17 protein-coding genes, 7 tRNA genes and 1 pseudogene are annotated in these 17,890 nt (G+C 71.2%); 11 read left to right on the top strand and 14 right to left on the bottom strand.

From position 1 onward, the window contains the following. Complete coding sequence (locus tag ACWGI2_RS37035; RefSeq protein ID WP_453399500.1) at positions 1–657, top strand: potassium channel family protein; 657 nt, start codon at positions 1–3, stop codon at positions 655–657. Positions 658–683: 26 nt separating this feature from the next. Here the strand turns inward: ACWGI2_RS37035 and thrS are convergent, their stop codons facing one another. The 3 genes from thrS to ACWGI2_RS37020 all read right to left on the bottom strand — a co-directional run bounded on the left by thrS (position 684) and on the right by ACWGI2_RS37020 (position 4,595). Next, positions 684–2,660, bottom strand: coding sequence for a threonine--tRNA ligase (gene thrS, locus ACWGI2_RS37030; protein ID WP_453700229.1), 1,977 nt, complete (start codon positions 2,658–2,660; stop codon positions 684–686). Positions 2,661–2,790: 130 nt separating this feature from the next. Beyond that, positions 2,791–4,032 (bottom strand): hypothetical protein, encoded by a 1,242-nt coding sequence (locus ACWGI2_RS37025; protein ID WP_453399649.1) that lies wholly within the window; start codon positions 4,030–4,032, stop codon positions 2,791–2,793. Then, positions 4,029–4,595, bottom strand: coding sequence for a DUF4365 domain-containing protein (locus ACWGI2_RS37020; protein WP_453399498.1), 567 nt, complete (start codon positions 4,593–4,595; stop codon positions 4,029–4,031). The genes ACWGI2_RS37025 and ACWGI2_RS37020 overlap by 4 nt, the downstream gene beginning before the upstream one ends. Before the next feature lie 168 nt (positions 4,596–4,763). Between ACWGI2_RS37020 and ACWGI2_RS37015 the strand changes: the two genes are divergently transcribed. After that, positions 4,764–5,489, top strand: coding sequence for a 3'-5' exonuclease (locus ACWGI2_RS37015; protein ID WP_344527811.1), 726 nt, complete (start codon positions 4,764–4,766; stop codon positions 5,487–5,489). 72 nt (positions 5,490–5,561) lie between these two features. Here the strand turns inward: ACWGI2_RS37015 and ACWGI2_RS37010 are convergent. After that, positions 5,562–5,633 (bottom strand) — tRNA-Val (locus ACWGI2_RS37010). Between the two features lie 62 nt (positions 5,634–5,695). After that, entirely contained in the window at positions 5,696–6,154 is a 459-nt protein-coding gene (locus ACWGI2_RS37005; RefSeq protein WP_453700228.1) for an SRPBCC family protein, read from the bottom strand. Positions 6,155–6,279: 125 nt separating this feature from the next. Here ACWGI2_RS37005 and ACWGI2_RS37000 point away from each other — a divergent pair, with 125 nt between their 5' ends. After that, entirely contained in the window at positions 6,280–8,709 is a 2,430-nt protein-coding gene (locus ACWGI2_RS37000) for an SCO7613 C-terminal domain-containing membrane protein (protein ID WP_453700227.1), read from the top strand. 115 nt (positions 8,710–8,824) lie between these two features. Here ACWGI2_RS37000 and ACWGI2_RS36995 read toward each other — a convergent pair. Next, positions 8,825–8,896 (bottom strand) — tRNA-Val (locus ACWGI2_RS36995). Between the two features lie 66 nt (positions 8,897–8,962). Next, positions 8,963–9,394, bottom strand: coding sequence for a TIGR02611 family protein (locus ACWGI2_RS36990; protein ID WP_160503814.1), 432 nt, complete (start codon positions 9,392–9,394; stop codon positions 8,963–8,965). Between the two features lie 191 nt (positions 9,395–9,585). On the opposite strand from ACWGI2_RS36990, the gene ACWGI2_RS36985 reads away from it, so the two are divergent. After that, on the top strand, positions 9,586–9,999 hold the full coding sequence (locus tag ACWGI2_RS36985; RefSeq protein WP_003959770.1) for an SsgA family sporulation/cell division regulator: 414 nt from the start codon (positions 9,586–9,588) through the stop codon (positions 9,997–9,999). A 227-nt stretch (positions 10,000–10,226) separates the two neighbouring features. Further along, positions 10,227–10,808: a CGNR zinc finger domain-containing protein gene (locus ACWGI2_RS36980; RefSeq protein WP_453399495.1), complete on the top strand. Its 582-nt coding sequence runs from the start codon at positions 10,227–10,229 to the stop codon at positions 10,806–10,808. A gap of 32 nt (positions 10,809–10,840) precedes the next feature. On the opposite strand, the gene ACWGI2_RS36975 is transcribed toward ACWGI2_RS36980, so the two are convergent. Both ACWGI2_RS36975 and ACWGI2_RS36970 read right to left on the bottom strand, forming a co-directional pair. Next, positions 10,841–11,011, bottom strand: coding sequence for a hypothetical protein (locus tag ACWGI2_RS36975; protein WP_453399494.1), 171 nt, complete (start codon positions 11,009–11,011; stop codon positions 10,841–10,843). A 229-nt stretch (positions 11,012–11,240) separates the two neighbouring features. Continuing rightward, on the bottom strand, positions 11,241–11,684 hold the full coding sequence (locus ACWGI2_RS36970; RefSeq protein ID WP_453700226.1) for a hypothetical protein: 444 nt from the start codon (positions 11,682–11,684) through the stop codon (positions 11,241–11,243). A 202-nt stretch (positions 11,685–11,886) separates the two neighbouring features. Here ACWGI2_RS36970 and ACWGI2_RS36965 point away from each other — a divergent pair, with 202 nt between their 5' ends. Further along, positions 11,887–12,423, top strand: a complete 537-nt coding sequence (locus tag ACWGI2_RS36965) for a DsbA family protein (RefSeq protein WP_453399493.1) — start codon at positions 11,887–11,889, stop codon at positions 12,421–12,423. On the opposite strand, the gene ACWGI2_RS36960 is transcribed toward ACWGI2_RS36965, so the two are convergent. From ACWGI2_RS36960 to ACWGI2_RS36950, 3 genes are all read right to left on the bottom strand, one after another. Next, the gene (locus ACWGI2_RS36960; RefSeq protein WP_453700224.1) at positions 12,420–13,244 is read right to left on the bottom strand and encodes a GNAT family N-acetyltransferase; all 825 of its coding nucleotides are present in this window, start codon (positions 13,242–13,244) and stop codon (positions 12,420–12,422) included. The genes ACWGI2_RS36965 and ACWGI2_RS36960 overlap by 4 nt on opposite strands. A 74-nt stretch (positions 13,245–13,318) precedes the next feature. Then, positions 13,319–14,140 (bottom strand): aminotransferase class IV, encoded by an 822-nt coding sequence (locus ACWGI2_RS36955; RefSeq protein ID WP_453700222.1) that lies wholly within the window; start codon positions 14,138–14,140, stop codon positions 13,319–13,321. Continuing rightward, positions 14,137–15,198, bottom strand: coding sequence for a chorismate-binding protein (locus ACWGI2_RS36950; RefSeq protein ID WP_453700389.1), 1,062 nt, complete (start codon positions 15,196–15,198; stop codon positions 14,137–14,139). The genes ACWGI2_RS36955 and ACWGI2_RS36950 overlap by 4 nt, the downstream gene beginning before the upstream one ends. A 163-nt stretch (positions 15,199–15,361) precedes the next feature. Between ACWGI2_RS36950 and ACWGI2_RS36945 the strand changes: the two genes are divergently transcribed. From ACWGI2_RS36945 to ACWGI2_RS36925, 5 genes are all read left to right on the top strand, one after another. Continuing rightward, positions 15,362–15,434 (top strand) — tRNA-Gly (locus ACWGI2_RS36945). Positions 15,435–15,473: 39 nt separating this feature from the next. Then, positions 15,474–15,547: transfer RNA gene (locus tag ACWGI2_RS36940), tRNA-Cys, on the top strand. 1 nt (position 15,548) lies between these two features. Then, positions 15,549–15,620, top strand: a tRNA-Val gene (locus ACWGI2_RS36935). Between the two features lie 41 nt (positions 15,621–15,661). After that, a tRNA-Val gene (locus tag ACWGI2_RS36930) sits at positions 15,662–15,733 on the top strand. 29 nt (positions 15,734–15,762) lie between these two features. Then, positions 15,763–15,837: transfer RNA gene (locus ACWGI2_RS36925), tRNA-Val, on the top strand. 54 nt (positions 15,838–15,891) lie between these two features. On the opposite strand, the pseudogene ACWGI2_RS36920 reads toward ACWGI2_RS36925, so the two are convergent. Together ACWGI2_RS36920 and ACWGI2_RS36915 are read right to left on the bottom strand one after the other, a co-directional pair. Continuing rightward, a pseudogene (locus tag ACWGI2_RS36920) lies at positions 15,892–16,210 on the bottom strand (TFIIB-type zinc ribbon-containing protein). Between the two features lie 69 nt (positions 16,211–16,279). Further along, positions 16,280–17,224 carry a phosphotransferase gene (locus tag ACWGI2_RS36915; RefSeq protein WP_453700221.1) on the bottom strand — a complete coding sequence of 315 codons (945 nt, stop codon included), beginning with the start codon at positions 17,222–17,224 and terminating at the stop codon, positions 16,280–16,282. Between the last annotated feature and the right edge of the window lie 666 nt (positions 17,225–17,890).

The following is a 17,890-nucleotide window of genomic DNA, read 5'->3' as shown; positions in this document are numbered from 1 at the left end:
ATGACCGATGACAGCCGCCAGGCACGCTGGGAGAACCGCACGGAGGCCCCCCTCGCCGTGGCCTCGCTGCTCTACCTGACCGCGTACGCGGTACTGGTCCTTGCCTCACGACTGCCCGGAGTATGGCGCGGCCTCTGCCTCGCGGTCCTCATCGCCGCCTGGGCCGCGTTCGCCGTGGACTACGCGGTGCGGTGGCGGCTGAGCCGGCAGGGCCCGCGCTTCGTACGCGCCCACTGGCTGGACACCCTGGTACTCGTCCTGCCCCTGCTGCGGCCGCTGCGCGTCGTGCACGTCTACGAAGCCGTCCAGCGCAGGCACGGCAGGCCGCGTCTCGCGCTGCACGCGCGCGTGGTCACGTACGCCGGTCTCTCGGCGCTGCTCATCGGCTTCACCGGCGCGCTGGCCGTCTACCAGCGCGAGCACACGGCTCCGGGAGCGACGATCCGTACCTTCGGGGACGCGGTGTGGTGGACGTCGGCCACGCTCGCGACCGTGGGCTACGGCGACGTGACGCCCGTGACGCCGCTCGGGCGCGTGATCGCGGTGGGCCTGATGCTCTGCGGCCTCGCGCTGCTGGGCGCGGTGACGGGGTCGTTCTCGTCGTGGCTGGTTCAGGTGTTCGCGCGGGAGGACGACGAGAGGCCCCCGGGACGCTGAACGTCCCGGGGGCCTCCTCACTCACGTCACACCTGTACGCGGCTCTCCACCACGTCGAGGAGCTTGGCCAGCGCCTGGTCGCGCGGGATGCCGTTCTCCTGCGAGCCGTCGCGGTAGCGGAAGGAGATCGTGCCCGCGTTCATGTCGTCGTCACCGACGATGATCATGAAGGGGACCTTCAGCTTCTGCTGCGTCCTGATCTTCTTCTGCATGCGGTCCGACGAGGCGTCCACCTCGACCCGCAGGCCCTTCTTCTTGGCCTCGGCCGCGAACTCCTGGAGGTACGGGATGTGCGCGTCACCGACGGGGATGCCCACGGCCTGCACGGGGGCGAGCCACGGCGGCATCGCGCCCGCGTAGTGCTCGAGGAGCACCGCGAAGAACCGCTCGATGGAGCCGAACAGCGCGCGGTGGATCATCACCGGCCGCTGCTTGGTGCCGTCCGGCGAGGTGTACTCCAGGTTGAAGCGCTCCGGCAGATTGAAGTCGAGCTGCACGGTCGACATCTGCCAGGTGCGGCCGATGGCGTCCTTGCACTGCACGGAGATCTTCGGGCCGTAGAAGGCGGCGCCGCCCGGGTCCGGGACCAGCGGCAGGCCCTGCTTCTCGGCCACCTGCTGCAGCGTCGCGGTGGCCTCTTCCCAGATCTCGTCCGAGCCGACGAACTTCTCCGGGTCCTTGGTGGAGAGCTCCAGGTAGAAGTCGGTCAGGCCGTAGTCGCGCAGCAGGTTCAGGACGAAGGTGAGCGTCTTGTCGAGCTCGTCCGCCATCTGCTCCTTGGTGCAGTAGATGTGCGCGTCGTCCTGGGTGAAGCCGCGGGCACGGGTCAGACCGTGCACGACGCCCGACTTCTCGTAGCGGTACACCGTGCCGAACTCGAAGAGACGCAGCGGCAGTTCACGGTAGGAACGCCCGCGCGCATCGAAGATCAGGTTGTGCATCGGGCAGTTCATGGGCTTGAGGTAGTAGTCCACGCCCTCGTCGAGCTGCATGGGCGGGTACATGCCGTCGGCGTACCAGTCCAGGTGGCCCGAGGTCTCGAAGAGCTTCCCCTTCGTGGCGTGCGGGGTGTAGACGAACTCGTACCCCTCCTCCTCGTGGCGACGCCGCGAGTAGTCCTCCATGACCCGGCGGATGACGCCGCCCTTGGGGTGGAAGACCGCGAGGCCCGAGCCGATCTGCTCCGGGATGGAGAAGAGGTCGAGCTCGCTGCCGAGCTTGCGGTGGTCGCGCTTCTCGGCCTCGGCGAGGAACTCCAGGTGCGCCTTGAGCTCGTCCTTGGTGGGCCAGGCGGTGCCGTAGATGCGCTGGAGCATCGGGTTCTTCTCGCTGCCGCGCCAGTACGCCGCGGCGTTGCGCATCAGCTTGAACGCCGGGATGTTCCGGGTGGTGGGCAGGTGGGGACCGCGGCAGAGGTCCTTCCAGCACAGGTCGCCGGTCTTCGGGTCGAGGTTGTCGTAGATGGTCAGCTCGCCGCCGCCCACCTCGACGTCCGCGCCGTCGTCGCTGGACGCGGAGCCCTTGATGCCGATGAGCTCCAGCTTGTACGGCTCGTCGGCGAGCTCCTCGCGGGCGGCCTCGTCGGTGACGACGCGGCGCGAGAAGCGCTGGCCGCGCTTCTGGATCTCCTGCATCTTCTTCTCGATGGCCTTGAGGTCCTCGGGCGTGAAGGGCTTCTCGACATCGAAGTCGTAGTAGAAGCCGTTCTGGACCGGCGGGCCGATGCCCAGCTTGGCCTCGGGGAAGAGCTCCTGCACGGCCTGCGCCATGACGTGCGCGGTGGAGTGGCGCAGGATGTTCAGGCCGTCCTCGGAGGAGATCTCGACCGGCTCGACCTCCTCGCCGTCCTGTACCGCGTACGCGAGGTCCTTCAGCTCGCCGGCCACACGGGCGGCGACGATGGTGCGCTCTCCGGCGAAGAGTTCGGCGGCCGTAGTGCCCGTCGTCACCACGCGCTCTTCCCGCTCGGAATCGCGTTGGATGATCACACGGACGTCTGACACCGGTCTTCTCCTACCTGAAGGGGGTCGCGGCAGATCTGCTCCTGCACGCGATACGAATCGTACCGAGCCCGGGGCGCCCATCGCGAAACGGTTATCCCCGGGGCCTCAGCCGCGCCCGCCCCAGACACCCCTAGTCGCCGCTGCACGCCTCCTCGAAGAAGTCGAGATTCTCCTGGAGCGACTTCATCAGGCGGTCCTTCTCGCCCTCGTCCACCTGCACCGGCACCACCCCGGAGGCCCCGGTGAGCCGCCGGAACCCGCCCCGGCTCTCCAGCCGCCCGTGCACCCGGATCGGCAGCCCCACCAGATGGGCATGGCCCGCGATGCGGTACGACTCCTCGTCGAGCGTCATGCGTACGTGGGGGACGTCGGCGCCCGCGAGGACCCGGACCCGCACGGTGCCGTCACCCCGCGGCCCCGACCGCCGCATCCGCACCACGGCCCCCGTGATCCGCACCGGCATCGCAGGCTCGTCCCGCAGATAGCGGGCGCTCGCCTCCCTGAGCACCGTCAGGTCACCCGGCGAGAACTCGACGGGCTCGGCGTCGACGGCGCACCCCTCGGGCACCCCGGCGGCCGGCGCCCACTCCACGGCGACCCGTGCCCCTTCCGTGCCCCGCACCAGGGCCACGACGGCCTCCGTCAGCTCGTGGCTGACGCCCGCCTCGACGGCGCCGTCGAAGGCGTCCATGCCGCCGGTGGCCCGCTGGTAGTCGACGGCTTCGCGGACCGCGTACAGCGCCTGGTGCAGCCGTACCGCGAGGAGCCGCCCGGTCAGGACGGGCACGAACGCGGTGAGCTGCCGCCCGCCCGGAGCGGGCGCGACCAGGACGCTCTCCAGGGACGCGGCGGCGGGCCCGCGGTGCCGTGCCCCGTAGTACCCGGCACGGCCGCGCGCCGCGAGGGCACCCGCGAGCAGCATCTGCCGTGCCGCCGCCCGCAGTTGTTCCTCCGCCGTCCAGGTCGCGGCGCCCGCGGGGCCTGCCGGGACATCGCGCCACCAGCGGATCTCGTCGCTGGGCACGGTGAGCCCGACGAGCACGTCGCGCGCGGAAGGCGACGCGCTGCGCGCCAGGGCGGTGAGCGCCTCGCCGAGCAGGTCCTCGCAGTCGGGGAAGGCCCTGTTCTCCGGCACGAGCAGACTCGTGCCGGAGCCGCCGGGCCCGGGCGGGGTCCAGCGGGCGTAGCGCCCCGCCGCTCCCCCGCGCCGGCGCCAGCCGTGCCGGGCGAGCAGCGCGCCGAGCACGGCGGGATCGACCTGCGAGGGCTCGGGGGGACCCAGCGGGGCCAGCGGGTCGCCCCAACTGCCCGTGGGTTCCACGGGGTGCGGGCGAACGGGGCGTAGCGGCTCTTCGATCGGGCGGTGCATCAGGGTCTCCCTCCCGTCCCGACCCGCGTCATGATCTCGCAGAGGGCCCTGTCGTCGAAGATCCGCGAGGTCGGGACGCGCACGGTGGTCCTGCGCCGGCCGGTCACCTGGTGTCCGGCGAGGTTGGTCCAGTAGCAGCAGTGCCGCAGGTCGAGCCGGTCATGGCTCGCGCGCAGCCAGTCGTCCTGCGACCGGGGCACGAGCATCACGACCAGGATCTTGTGTACCGAGACCGGCGTGCGGGCGAGCTTCTCCAGGTGCGGGTTGTCGAGCGTGAAGGAGAAGGCGGAGCCCGGAGGGTTCGGCGGTATCTGGTATGTGCACTTGAGCTGCACCTTGATGGTGACTTCGTCGTCGACCGTGTGCCCGGGGGCGCTGTGGCTGACGTGCCAGTCGATGCCGTTGTCCGGAAAGGGCTGTGAGAGCGAGCACCCCGCCGCGGCGGCGACGGCGTGCAGATAGCCCACCTGAAGGGTCTCCATACAGGCGGTGGTGGCGAGTGTGCCGCGCGGCGGTGCGATCCGCTCGGGCAGCAGCCCACCCTGTTCGGGCTGCGCGAGCGCCATGTCCAACGTGCCTTCCGAACCAGTGAATCCCCGCTTCGGGCCGGTCAACTTCCAAGCCCTGTACCTCTGTTGTCTCCGGGCCGCGTACAGCGCAAACGGCCCGGGTATCACCGGGGTGGGCAGGGGAGGAAAGCCATCTGCCGGACATGATCGAGGAGTTGCGTCACTATGACGTGCTGGTACGAGGGGCCCTTGGCCGCTTTCGACACCGAGACCACGGGCGTCGACGTCGAGACCGACCGCATTGTGTCGGCCGCCGTCGTCGTCCAGCAAGGCGCGGGAACCCGCCCGCGCATCACTCGCTGGCTGGTGAACCCGGGCGTTCCGGTGCCCGAGAGCGCCACCGCGGTGCACGGCCTGACGGAGGAACATCTGCAGCACAACGGCCGGTGGCCCGCGCCGGTGATGGAGGAGATAGCCAGGGAACTGGCGGAACAGGGCGCGGCGGGCCGCCCCATCGTCGTCATGAACGCGCCCTTCGACCTGACGATCCTGGACCGGGAGTTGCGCAGGCACCGCGCGTCGTCGCTCAGCCACTACATGGCGGGCTCACCGCTGTGCGTCCTGGATCCGCGGGTCCTGGACAAGCAACTCGACCGGTACCGCAAGGGCCGCCGCACGCTGACGGATCTGTGCGCGCACTACGCGGTGGAGCTGGACGAGGCGCACGACGCGGCGGCCGACGCGCAGGCTGCGCTGGATGTCGTACGTGCCGTGGGGCAGCGGTTCGCGTCCCGGCTCGAACGGCTCTCACCGGCCGAGCTGCACGCGTTGCAGGCGGTGTGGCATGCGGCGCAGGCACGCGGGCTGCAAGCATGGTTCGCGCGCAGCGGTACGCCGGAAGCGGTGGATCCCGCGTGGCCACTGCGACCCGAAATGCCCGCGGCAGCCTGACATTTGCGGGCCGGAACTGGCCCGAGGGCATGAAAAAACCGGTCCGTCTGTGACGGACCGGCATTCTCCGGGTGGGCGATACTGGGTTCGAACCAGTGACCTCTTCGGTGTGAACGAAGCGCTCTCCCACTGAGCTAATCGCCCGGGAACGGACTGAACAATACAGGTCTTCGCGGGTTTCCTTCAAACCGCTTCCGCGAGACCCCTCACTCCTCTCTGAAGTCCCCTCTGAGGTGCGCCTTCAGACCTCGCTCGCCCGCGCGCATCATCAGCGCGTGATTGAGGAGGAAGACGGGTCTCCCGGGGACGGCGAAGCGCCGCATCAGCGGTTTGCGCACCACCACTTCCTGCTCGTAGAACGCCCGCGTTCCGCCCGGCGCCGCCGTGACGGTCCAGCGCGCCCAGCCTTCCAGATCCCCGGTCATCGCGATCTCCAGGACCCCGGCCGCCGGGTCGCGGCGCCGTTCCTCGCCGGTGACGAACAGGTCGTACGGCAGCAGGGAGCGGAAGCGCGCCGTGCCGCTGCGTTCGTCGACGGGCGTCACGTCCCGCACCTGGGGCCACCACGCCGGGTAGTCCTCGGCGCGTTCGAGGGCGGCGTACACGTCGGCGGGTGGCGCGGGCACGTTCCAGACGCTGCGGAAACGGAAGTGGCTCCAGTCCATGGTCCGAAGTCTGCCGGTAAGGAGCCGATCCGAGCACGTGCCGATCTGAGTACGTGCGGATCTGAGTACGTACTGAGTATCCGCACCGATGCCCGCCGCAGTGTCCTGGACCACACTCCACGGACATGACGAACATCCCGCCCCCGGCCGAGGAGCTCCGCGTCCTCGACCTGGAGCTGCGCCGACTCGACGCGCGCAGGACGCAGTTGCTGCAACGCCGCGCCTGGCTGATCGGCGTCCTCCAGGCGGCGGCCGCACCCGCGCCCGCTCCTCCGCGGCCGGTGCGTGCCCCCGAGGCCACACCGCCGAACGTGCAGAACGCGCTGCTCACGCTGGGCGGCATCCTCCTGACCATCGCGGCGATCGCCTTCACGCTGGTGAGCTGGGGGCACCTGGGCATCGGCGGGCGCAGCGCCGTCCTCGCGGCCATGACGCTGACGGCGCTCGGCGTGCCCGCGCTGCTGCTGCGCCGGAAGCTGCGTTCGACGGCGGAGACGGTGGCCGCGCTCGGCCTCGCCCTGACCGTCCTCGACGCGTACGCCCTCCATGCCGTCGCCCTGCCACAGACCGACGCCCTCGGCTACACGGCCGCCGCGTCCGCCGTGCTGGCCGCGCTGTGGACGGCGTACGGAGTTTCGTTCCGCGCGCTGCGGCTGCCCTTGCCGCTGGCCGTCGCGACCGCTCAGCTCCCCCTGTTCCTCTGGGCGCGTGCCGCGGACGCGGGTGACCACGCGACGGCGGCGGCGCTCCTGGTGACGGCGGCGCTCGACGTCGCCGTCGCGCTGCGGGTGAGCGACCCGGGCGTCCGCGTCGTCGCGACCGTCGTCGCCTGCACCACGGGCCTGTGGGGTGCGACGGCCGCCGGGTATCTGTCCTGGTCGGCCACGGACCTGCCGGACGCGGCGCGGGCGGGTGCGCTTCTGATCCTTGCCGCGTCGATCGCGCTGGTGGCGGCGTGGCTGATCACGGAGCCTCCGCAGGCGGCGGGCGCGGCGTTCGCGGGCGGCCTGCTCGTGGTGGCCGCCGCCGGTGGCGTGCTGCGCGAGGCGCTGCCCTCCGCCTGGACGGTTCCCGGCTATCTGGCGTGTGCCGTCGCCCTGTTGGCGCTCGTACGCACCGCCCTGCCGCGTCCGCTCCTGCGCGGAATCGCGGGCGCGGCACTCCTGGTGCACGCGCTCGCGGTGCTGTGGACGCTGCCGGCCTTCGTCACCGCTCTGCTGGGACCGTTGAGCTGGGCCGGGAAGGCATGGTCGGGTGTGCCGCAGGACACGGGTGACGCATACGCCGTGCCCGAACTGCCCGTGCAGCACCCGGTCATGGCCGCGCTCGTACTCGCGGCGGTCGCCACGGTCCTGTTCGCGGCGGCCCGGCTTCAGCTCCCGGCCCTGGGGCTCCCGGGGGAACCACCACTCACCCGCGCCACGACCACCCCCCTCTCCGCCGCCCTGGCCCTCGCCTGGGCCGCCCTTCTCATCCTTCCGTCCGCCCTCCAACTCCCGTACGCGGCAGAGGTGTCGGCATACGTCGCGCTGACCGGCGCCCTGCTCGTCGTCGCCGTCACCTCGCGCGTCGGCTCGAAGGCCGTGGCCGTCACCTCGCTGGGCCTGGGGGTGGCCTCATCGGTGAGCGTCGCGTTCCTGGCGCTGGCCGATACCGGGGCGACGCTCGGCACACTCGGCGTCCTGACGGCGCTGTTCCTCGCAACGACCGTGCTCGCCGTACGCCGCCGGGAAGCCGTTCTGGGCGTGGCGCCCGCCACTGTCTGCGCCTCCATCGCGTACGCCACGGCGCTCGCCTTCGCCGCGGGCGCCGCGCGGGACCTGCGGGTGGACCACATCGGGCTGCTCATGCTCGCCGTTCCGGCGATCGGGGCCCTCGCCGCGGCCCGGCTCGGCCGTCATCCGCTGACACCGCCGGTCGAGATCGCCGGAGCGGTCGCGGGCGGGCTCGCGATCATCCTCACCGCGGGGCACGCCACGACCCTCGCCCTGGCTCTCGCGCTCGGCGGCGTCATCGCCGCGGGCACGGCACTGCGCACGGACCGCCGCCGCGTCGGGTACGCGGCCGGGGTGCTGTTCCTCCTGGCGACCTGGGTACGCCTGGCCGCCTGGGACGTCGAGACCCCCGAGGCGTACACCCTGCCGGTCACCGTCCCCGCGCTCCTGATCGGCGCCCTGCGGCGCCGCCGTGCCCCCGAGACGTCCTCCTGGACGGCCTACGGCCCAGGCCTCGCGGCGACCCTCCTGCCCAGCCTCGTCGCCGCCTGGAGCGACGCGCACTGGCAGCGCCCGCTGCTCCTGGGCACCGCGGCCCTGCTGATCACGCTGGCGGGCGCCCGGCACCGGCTACAGGCGCCCCTGGTGCTCGGCGGCACGGCCCTCGCCCTGGACGCGCTGCACGAACTGGCGCCCTACATCGTCCAAGTGGTGGACGCCCTGCCGCGCTGGCTGCCGCCGGCGCTCGCCGGACTCCTGCTCCTCGCGATCGGCGCGACGTACGAACAGCGACTGCGCGACGCACGCCGGGTCCGTGACGTTCTCGGCAGAATGCACTGACTCCGCTTTTCCGAACGGCAGCCGACGGAGTACCAAATTCCTTCCGCCGCACGGAAAATGGAGCGAATACGACTGCGGCCCGGAGGCTTAAAGCCTCCGGGCCGCAGTTCCGGGGTGGGCGATACTGGGTTCGAACCAGTGACCTCTTCGGTGTGAACGAAGCGCTCTCCCACTGAGCTAATCGCCCCGGGCGCACGGAGAACATTACCGCATGTCAGCGGGTGCCTCCGACCGCCGCGGAGTCACCCGGAGGTCACTCCTTGATCTTCCATGGCATCTCGAGGCCGAACTTCCAGACGTAGACCGCGACGAGCACGGCGATGATCACCAGACCGACCGTCGTCAGGATGATGTTCCTGCGGCGCACCTTGGGGTCGAGCGCACGCTGCGCCGCCTCGGTGACCTTCCGCTTCGTCCAGCGAAGGACCAGCTGAGCCCAGACGAACTCGGTCGCCCAGATCGCCATGCCGCCGAAGATCACCAGCCACCCCGGTCCGGGCAGCGGCAGCATGACGATGCCCGCGGCAACCACCGCGAGGCCGACGATGAACACGCCCACCTGCCAGCTGAGGTGCAGCGCCTTGCGGGCCTGGATGAACTCCGGCGCGCGCGATCCGAGCGGCTGTTCGTCCTTCGTACCGGTGATTGTTTCAGCAACCCCCGGCTCGTTACTCCCCGTATTCATACGGCCAAACCCTACCCGACGGAAACCCGTCACTGGAATGGCTGTACCCATCGAACGAACAACCCGCCGTACGAGCTACCTAAAGACACCCAAAACCCTCAGAGGGGTTTACAACGGCACCGTAGGTGGCATGTCGATTTCGCCGACGTGCGAATCCCCGAGCGCACACTGAGCGAAAGGCCCTGGCGCTTATGAACACCACGGTCAGCTGCGAGCTGCACCTGCGCCTCGTTGTGTCGAGCGAGTCCTCACTGCCTGTACCCGCAGGACTGCGGTATGACACGGCCGATCCCTATGCCGTGCACGCCACCTTCCACACCGGAGCCGAGGAAACCGTCGAGTGGGTGTTCGCCCGCGACCTCCTCGCCGAGGGCCTGCACCGGCCCACCGGTACCGGCGACGTCCGAGTCTGGCCGTCCCGGAGCCACGGTCAGGGCGTCGTCTGCATCGCCCTGAGCTCCCCCGAGGGTGAGGCTCTGCTCGAGGCCCCGGCGCGGGCCCTGGAATCGTTCCTGAAGCGAACGGACGCGGCCGTGCCGCCCGGCACGGAACACCGCCACTTCGATCTGGATACGGAGCTCTCGCACATCCTGGCCGAAAGTTAGCTCCAGGCCGCGCGAGAGCGCCCGGCGCCGTCCGACTCGGGGCGACGGCTCGGGCATGAGAACCGCACAGCGCAGACGTACCGGCGCCGTCGCCGCGGATTCCCGCGGGGACGGCGCCGGTGCGTCGTGTCGGGAAGCCGCTAGCATCGGCCAGCATCGGCGGGCACTCTCCCCACGCTCTCCATGAGCCGGGGAGACCGCACTACCCCCAGGCCAGGGAGCAAATCGTGCTGATCACCCACGACACCCGGTGCGCACTCGACGCCGTGGTCGATCTGGTGAACACCGCGCCGGACGACGAGAACGCAGCGAGCGCGGCGGGCACCGAGACGGAAGGGCTCCCGGACGTGGCAGCCCTGGGCGAGTTCGTACGAAGCCACGACATAAGTGACGTCGGAGTGCTCTCGGAGCGTGACCTGGCCGGCGTCCGGCACATCCGCGGCCGCTTCCACGAAGTCTTCGCGGCACCCGAGCCGCAGGCCGCGGCGGCGGTGATCAACGAACTGATCGCGGCGGCGGGCACGACGCCCCGGCTCACCGACCACGACGGCTACGACTGGCACGTGCACTACTTCGCGCCCGGCGCCTCCATCGCCGACCACCTCGCCGCGGACTGCGGGATGGCGCTCGCGTTCTTCGTGGTCGCCGGCGAGCAGGAGCGGCTGCGGCGCTGCGAGGCCCCGGACTGCCGGCGCGCCTTCGTCGACCTCTCCCGCAACCGCTCGCGCCGCTACTGCGACAGCCGCACCTGCGGCAACCGGCTGCACGTCGCCGCCTACCGGGCCCGGCGCAAGGAAGCCGCGGGCTGAGCCCGGCCGCGACGCGCAGGCGGCGCTCCCCGCTAGAGCCTCAGCAGATCGTGCAGCGAACCCATCAGGATCAGAACGCCGATCACCGCCAGGAAGATCATCAGGGGTGGCTGGGAGAGCGCGAACAGACAGCCCTTGGGCTCTTCGGTCGCGGCTCGCTCATCGGTCGGCGGGGCGGCATCGCCCGGTGCGGTGTCCAGCATCTCGCGGCGATGATGACGCAGTTGCGGGGGTACCGCTGACCAACACGCCCGGAAAGCGCGGGAGTTCGCCGCATTCCGTGACCTGCGAAAGTCCGGCGTCCCGTGTGTTGCGTGCACGGCCCACCAGCGGCGCACCTCGTCAGACCGGGCGGCACCGCCGTCCACACGAACGAGGGAGTCTCATGGCCATCGGCTGACCACGCAGGGCCTTTCCAGAGGCCTGCCGCTCTCAGATGCCGTGCTTCTTCAGGATGGCCTCGATGTCGCTGAAGTCCTCCTTGGGCGCGGCAGCCTTCGGCTGGGCCGCGGGCTGGGCGGCCGGGCGGGTGCCCTGGCCCAGGGAGGGTGCGGACGCCGCGGGGGCCACCGCCTCGCGCTGGGCCACCTTCGCGGCCTTGCGCTCCTTGCGGGTGCCTCCGGAGCGGCGCTCCACGGCGCGAGTGATCATGAAGAGCAGCCAGGCGACGCCGAGGACCCCGAAGCCCGCCCATGCCTTCATGCTGAAGGCGGTGTCGGCCAGCCATCCGACGGCACCGGTCATCACCAGGCCGACCGGGACCAGGGAGTAGGCGGCAAGGCGCGTCGCCGCGAGGAAACGCTTGCGATAGGCCGTGATCGCGGCAATGCCGAGGCCGGCCGCGGATACGGCGGAACAGACGGTCTCGGCAATCATCCGGATCCTCCAGGCGTGCGGGCGTAGACGGTGGCACTGTCCGGCACTGTCTTCCCTTCCATCCTGCACCGGGTGGACCCCCACAAGCCACGTCCCGAGCGGACTTCAGGGACATATCAGGGTCACGTCTCCTCCGCAGGTTCCGGTCTGCCGCCCCCGGCCCCGGTTGGGAGGCGGACGCGGGGCTGGAAGACTGTGCCCCATGAGCGACTCTGCCCCCGCGGCCCCCGCCGGCCCCCTCGTCATCGACATCTGGTGCGAGCTGCAGTGCCCGGACTGCCGGACCGCCCTCGACGACGTACGCGCGCTCCGTGCCCGCTACGGCGACCGTGTCGACCTGCGGCTTCGGCACTTCCCCCTCGAGAAGCACAAGCACTCCTTCGCCGCCGCCCAGGCCGCCGAGGAGGCCTTCGAGCAGGGACAGGGCTGGCCGTACGTCGAGGCCGTGCTGGGCAAGGTCGAGGAGCTGACCCGCAAGGGCGAACCCTTCCTGGTCGAGGCCGCGCGGGAACTGGGCCTGGACGCGGAGGAGTTCGACACCGCGCTCGTCGACGGCCGGCACATCCTGATCGTCGACGCCGACCAGGCCGAGGGCAAGGCGATCGGCGTCACCGGGACACCGACGTACGTCATCGGGGGCGAGCGCCTCGACGGCGGCAAGAGCCAGGAGGGCCTGCGCGAGCGCGTCGAGGAGATCGCGGACCGCCTGCTCGCCGCCGCCCCCGGACAGGACGCCTAGAGCAGCTGCTTGTAGACGTAGTACATGACCGGTTCGTAGCCAAGGGACTCGTACAGGCGCAGGGCCGGGACGTTGCCCGCGAAGACGTTGAGGCCCAGGCGGCCCAGGCCCGCCTCGCGGGCCTGTGTCTCCGCGAGGAGCATCAGGGACCTGCCGTGGCCGCGTCCGCGGTACTCCTCGTCGACCTCCACGTCGAAGACGAAAGCACCGCCGCCGCGCCGCGCGAGCCAGAGGGTGCCGACCGCCGTGCCCTCGTGAGTGAGCACACTGAGCCGGGTGCCGGGGGTGGCGAGGCCCTGCGGCAGGTGGTCGGCGTGGTCGGCCTCGGACTTGGCGCGCGCCTCCGCCTCGGGGACGCCGCGCTCGATCCAGGTCTGCGCGTACTCCTCCTTCTCGCGGGCCAGCCAGACCTCGTACTCGCCCTCGGTCATCGGCCGCCCCTCGACGCCCGCCGGCAGCGCGGGCGGCTCGGCGGTCAGGGGCTTGGCCATCTGGCGGTTGCGCTCCACGTAGCCGAGGGACACGGCGAGGCGGTGGGCCGCCGCGGCCTCGGCGGGCACGGCCACCTCGATCCGCTGGCAGCCCCAGCCGCGCGCCACCTCCTCGGCGGCGAGCACGGCGACGGTGGCACGGCCGCGCCTGCGGTCGGGCTCCTTGATGCTCAGATCCCGCATCTCGGCGACACCGGGCCCGAACACGGGATGCGTGGCGAGTTCTATCCCGCCCACAGGACGGCTGTTCACGCGCACTTCGTACGTGCGTGACTTCGCGCCGTCAGCGCTCTGCTGAAGCGGCCCGGTCGGCCGCAGGGTCGTGGTCATCAGTGGAGTTCTACCCGCCCTGCGGCTCATGCGTCATCTGGATCGCGTGCACTTGCGGCGTCTCGCCCGACCGGTCACGGGTCGAGGTCGTCCGCCGCCCGCTCGTCGAAGATCCGCATCGCCTTGGCGGTCACCGCTCCCGGAGCGCCCGGCAGTTCGCGCCCGTCGACCCGGTGCACGGCCTGGATGTCGCGGAGCGTCGAGGTCAGGAACACCTCGTCGGCGCGGTCGAGGACGTCGAGCGGCAGATCGGTCTCACGCGCGCCCGTCCAGTCGACGGCCAACGCGCGCGTGATGCCCGCCAGGCACCCGGAGGCGACCGGCGGCGTGTGGATCTCGCCGTCGAGGACGACGAAGACGTTCGATCCTGTGCCTTCGCACAGCTGCCCCACCGTGTTGGCGAACAACGCCTCCGAAGCGCCCCGTTCGTGGGCGCGCGCGAGGGCGACGACGTTCTCCGCGTACGAGGTGGTCTTCAGGCCGGTCAGGGCGCCACGTTCGTTGCGGGTCCACGGGACCGTGATCACGGCGGTCGTGTCGGGGCGCCTGGTCGCCTCCCCGAGGGCGACGACCAGCGTCTGCCCCTGGTCGCCACGGTCCGAGCCGAGCGGCGAGAGGCCCCCGGTGTACGTGATGCGCAGGCGTCCCAGCGGCATCGGGTTGGCGTTGATGACGGCCGCGCAGGCCGCGCGCACCTCGTCCAGGTCCGGCTCGGGCAGACCGAGGCCGCGCGCCGAGCGGGCGAGCCGTTCCAGGTGCCGGGTCAGCGCGAAGGGCCGCCCCTCGGCCGTCTTCACCGTCTCGAAGATGCCGTCGCCGACGGTCAGCCCGTGGTCGAGCACGGAGACGCGGGCGGTATCGAGGTCTTGCAGGCCGCCATTGAGCCAGATCTTCACTGAGGGGTCCCTCCACTCACTTCGTACGCTCCCGACGCTACCGCCAGCAGCCGTTCCGCCTTCAGTTCGGTCTCCCGCCACTCCCCCTCGGGGTCCGAGCCCCAGGTGATCCCGGCGCCGGTGCCGAACCGCAGCACGCCCTCCGCGCGGTCGATCCAGAAGGTGCGGATACCAACGGCCAGTTCGCCGGTGCCCCGGTCGGCGTCGACCCAGCCGATGCCGCCGCAGTACGGGCCGCGGGGCGCGGTCTCCAGGGCGTCGATGATGCGCAGGGCGCTGGACTTGGGGGCGCCGGTGACGGAACCGGGCGGGAAAGCTGCGGCGAAGAGTTCGGGCCAGCCGGCGCCGGGGACGAGCTCGCCCCGGACGGTGGAGACGAGATGGACGAGACCCGGATGCTTCTCGACCACGCACAGGTCGGGGACGGTCACGGAGCCGGTCGCGCATATCCGCCCGATGTCGTTGCGGACGAGGTCCACGATCATGACGTTCTCGGCGTAGTCCTTGTCGAGGAGATCGGCCTCGGTCCGGCCCGTGCCCTTGATCGGCCCCGATTCCACGACGCGTCCCTCGCGGCGCAGGAACAGCTCGGGCGAGGCCGTCGCTATCTCGACGCCGTGTTCGGGCAGGCGGATCGTTCCGGCGTACGGAGCGGGGTTCCCGCGCGCGAGGAGCGCGGTCAGGGCGTCCACATCGGCGTCCTTCGCGACCGGCGCGGACAGCACGCGGCAGAGATTCGCCTGATATACGTCCCCGGCCGCAATGTGTTCCCGAACGCGCCGCACCCCGTCCACATACGCGGCGCGGTCGAGCGACGACGTCCAGTCACCGGCGGCAGGGCCCCGCCACGCCCCGGGCGCCGGCGCGGGCACCGGCTCGGCCCGTACGTCGTCGAAGCGGGCACAGACCAGCTCGCCCTCGAAGGTCGCGGAGACGGCCCAGAAACCGCGGGAGTCCAGCGCCGAGGGATCGCTGGTCACGTCCCTGAGGCCGGTCGCGAGGAGGCCGCCGAAGCGCGCCATGGGCAGGGACGCCCCGGAGGGCGGCCGGGAGGACATCTGAGGGGCGCTGTGCACGTCTGCGAGTCTATGACCGGTGTCCTGGTCGCGCCCCGGGCCGGTGACAGCGCAGCACGCTGCGCAAACGCGTTTTTGTACTGGCCCAGGAATCCGCTAGAGTTCAACACGTCGCCGGGACGCGCAAGCGGGCCGGGAAAGACAAGCGGACGTAGCTCAGTTGGTAGAGCGCAACCTTGCCAAGGTTGAGGTCGCCAGTTCGAACCTGGTCGTCCGCTCGCAGGAAACGGGGGATCTTCCCGAACCCCCGCACTCCTGGTGGAGTGGCCGAGAGGCGAGGCAACGGCCTGCAAAGCCGTCTACACGGGTTCAAATCCCGTCTCCACCTCCAAGGACGATTAGCTCAGCGGGAGAGCGCTTCCCTGACACGGAAGAGGTCACTGGTTCAATCCCAGTATCGTCCACTGGATCTTCTCGAAGGCTCGCCTTCCTGAGGTCTGAACCCGCGCGATTAGCTCAGCGGGAGAGCGCTTCCCTGACACGGAAGAGGTCACTGGTTCAATCCCAGTATCGCGCACGCAGTACGCATCACACGCAGGTTGACCTGCGCGATTAGCTCAGCGGGAGAGCGCTTCCCTGACACGGAAGAGGTCACTGGTTCAATCCCAGTATCGCGCACCATCCGTACGAAGCCCCCGGCCGTTCCCACGGCCGGGGGCTTCGTCGTTCCTCCGGTCAGGAGGAGAAGAGCATGTGCCCGAAGCTCTTGTGCCGCTTGTTGTGGCCGTAGTGTCCGCCGTGCCCACCGTGACCGCCGTGGTGGCCGCCGTGCTGGGGAGCGCCCCACTGGGGGGGCGGGAGCCGCCGGGTACGCCTGCGGGGCGGGCGGCGGCGGGGGCGGGGCCTGGTGGCCGCCCCACTGGTTCTCCAGCCGGCTCAGGGACTCGAGCTCGCCGTAGTCGAGGAATATCCCGCGGCAACCGCTGCACTGCTCGATCTGGACGCCATTGCGGTTGTACGTGTGCATCGGTGCATGGCACTTGGGACACTGCATGGTCGGCTCAACTCCTCGCCGGTCGTGACTGCTTCGCCGGATCTCTGCCCGGCTTCGGTGCGTTGCACCCTACTTCGTGCTGGTGGGCGCCAACTCCGTCGGGACGGCGGCCATTCGATCACAGGCGTCGACCACTGCCTGCTCGATCTCGTCCAGGGGGCGGTTCTCCCTGACGGACTTGGCCACGGCAAGGGCGGCCGTCTGCGCGGTGAGGGCGCGGGCCGGTGCGTCGAGGGCGGGCCAGGGGTCCGCGCCATCGGCCGGGACCGCCGGTCCGCGTGCCGTGCGGTAGGCGTTGAGGAAGCGGGTCCACTCGTCGGGGGCGAGGAGGCCGCAGGCGTACCAGGCGGCGGGGCGGGCCAGGTCCCAGGCCGGGTCACCGAGGCCGAGGTCATCGACGTCGATGAGCAGCCAGCGCCCTTCTCGGGTGCGGACCAGCTGGCCCAGGTGGAGGTCGCCGTGGCACAGGAGCTTGGGGAGCGGCGCCGGGGCCTCGGCGCGGGCCCAGGCGGGGAGCGTGGCCCAGGCTCGCTCGACGGGGGCGGCCGCCGGGTGCGGTCCCGCGGCCCGCATCCGGGTCATCGCACGGGCGGCCTTCACGGGGCCGCGCATGTCCGGGAGCGGGTGCGGGAGTTCGGCCGGGGGCGTGGCGTGCAGCCGGGCGAGGAGGGCGGCGGCGGCTTCCCAGGGGGCGGCGTCGGGGTCGTCGCGGTCCACGGGGGTGCCGGCGTCCCAGAAGGTGACGAGGCGGCCATGGAGCGGGACGGCCGTCTCGCCGAGCGGAGGGAGAAGGCTTCCGTGGAGGGCGGCGGCGACCTTCAGGCGGGCCGCCAGCTCGGCGGGGTCCGTGCCCGGGGCGTGCGCCTTGGCGACGGTATCGCCGTGCCGGACGACGGTGGCGTCGTCCCGGTCCGCGAGGACGGCTTCGGAGGCGCAGGCGCAGGTACGGGGGGTGAGGTGCGCTGTATGACGGACCTTGGCGGTCAACGCCGACATCAAGGCGGTGGCGGTCACGGGTCCCCCGGGGTGCGTCGATCGGTGCTCCCGTGAGCGTACGCGGGCTGGTTGTTCAGCCCGCCCGGCGATCGGGGACGAGCGCGGCACAGTCGGTGATTTACGGCGCCCAGGGGCGTCTTCCGTGCAGGGGGCGAAGAACCCAACCCACCCGGCGCTCGAGGACCAACGCGGCGCAGCCGGTGGCAGACGGCGCCCAGACGCGTCTTCCGCGCGGAGACGAAGAACCCAACCCGCCCGGCGCTCGAAGACCAGCGCGGCCCAGCAGGGGCTCTGCGACGCCCAGGCGCCTCTCCCGTCCGGAGACGAAGAACCCAACTCACCCGGCGCTTGAAGACCAGCGCGACGCAGCAGGGGCTCTGCGACACCCAGACGCGACTTCCGCGCGGAGACGAACAACCCAACCCACCCGGCGCTCGAAGACCAGCGCCACGCAGCAGGGGCTCTGCGACACCCAGACGCGTCTTCCGCGCGGAGACGAACAACCCAACCCTCCCGACGCTCGAAGACCAGCGCGGCGCAGCCGGTGGCAGACGGCGCCGAGGCGCGTCTTTCGTGCGGGGGGGTGACGAATCCAGCCCGTCCGGCGTTTGAGGACGAGCTCGGCGCAGCCGGGGCTCTGCGGCGCCCAAGAGATCCCCGCAGAGCCCCGGCGCACAAAGAAGT

Source organism: Streptomyces sp. NPDC054866, assembly GCF_053610745.1.
The sequence above is the reverse complement of the archived record's forward strand: the minus strand, read 5'-3'. Positions and strand labels throughout refer to the sequence as shown.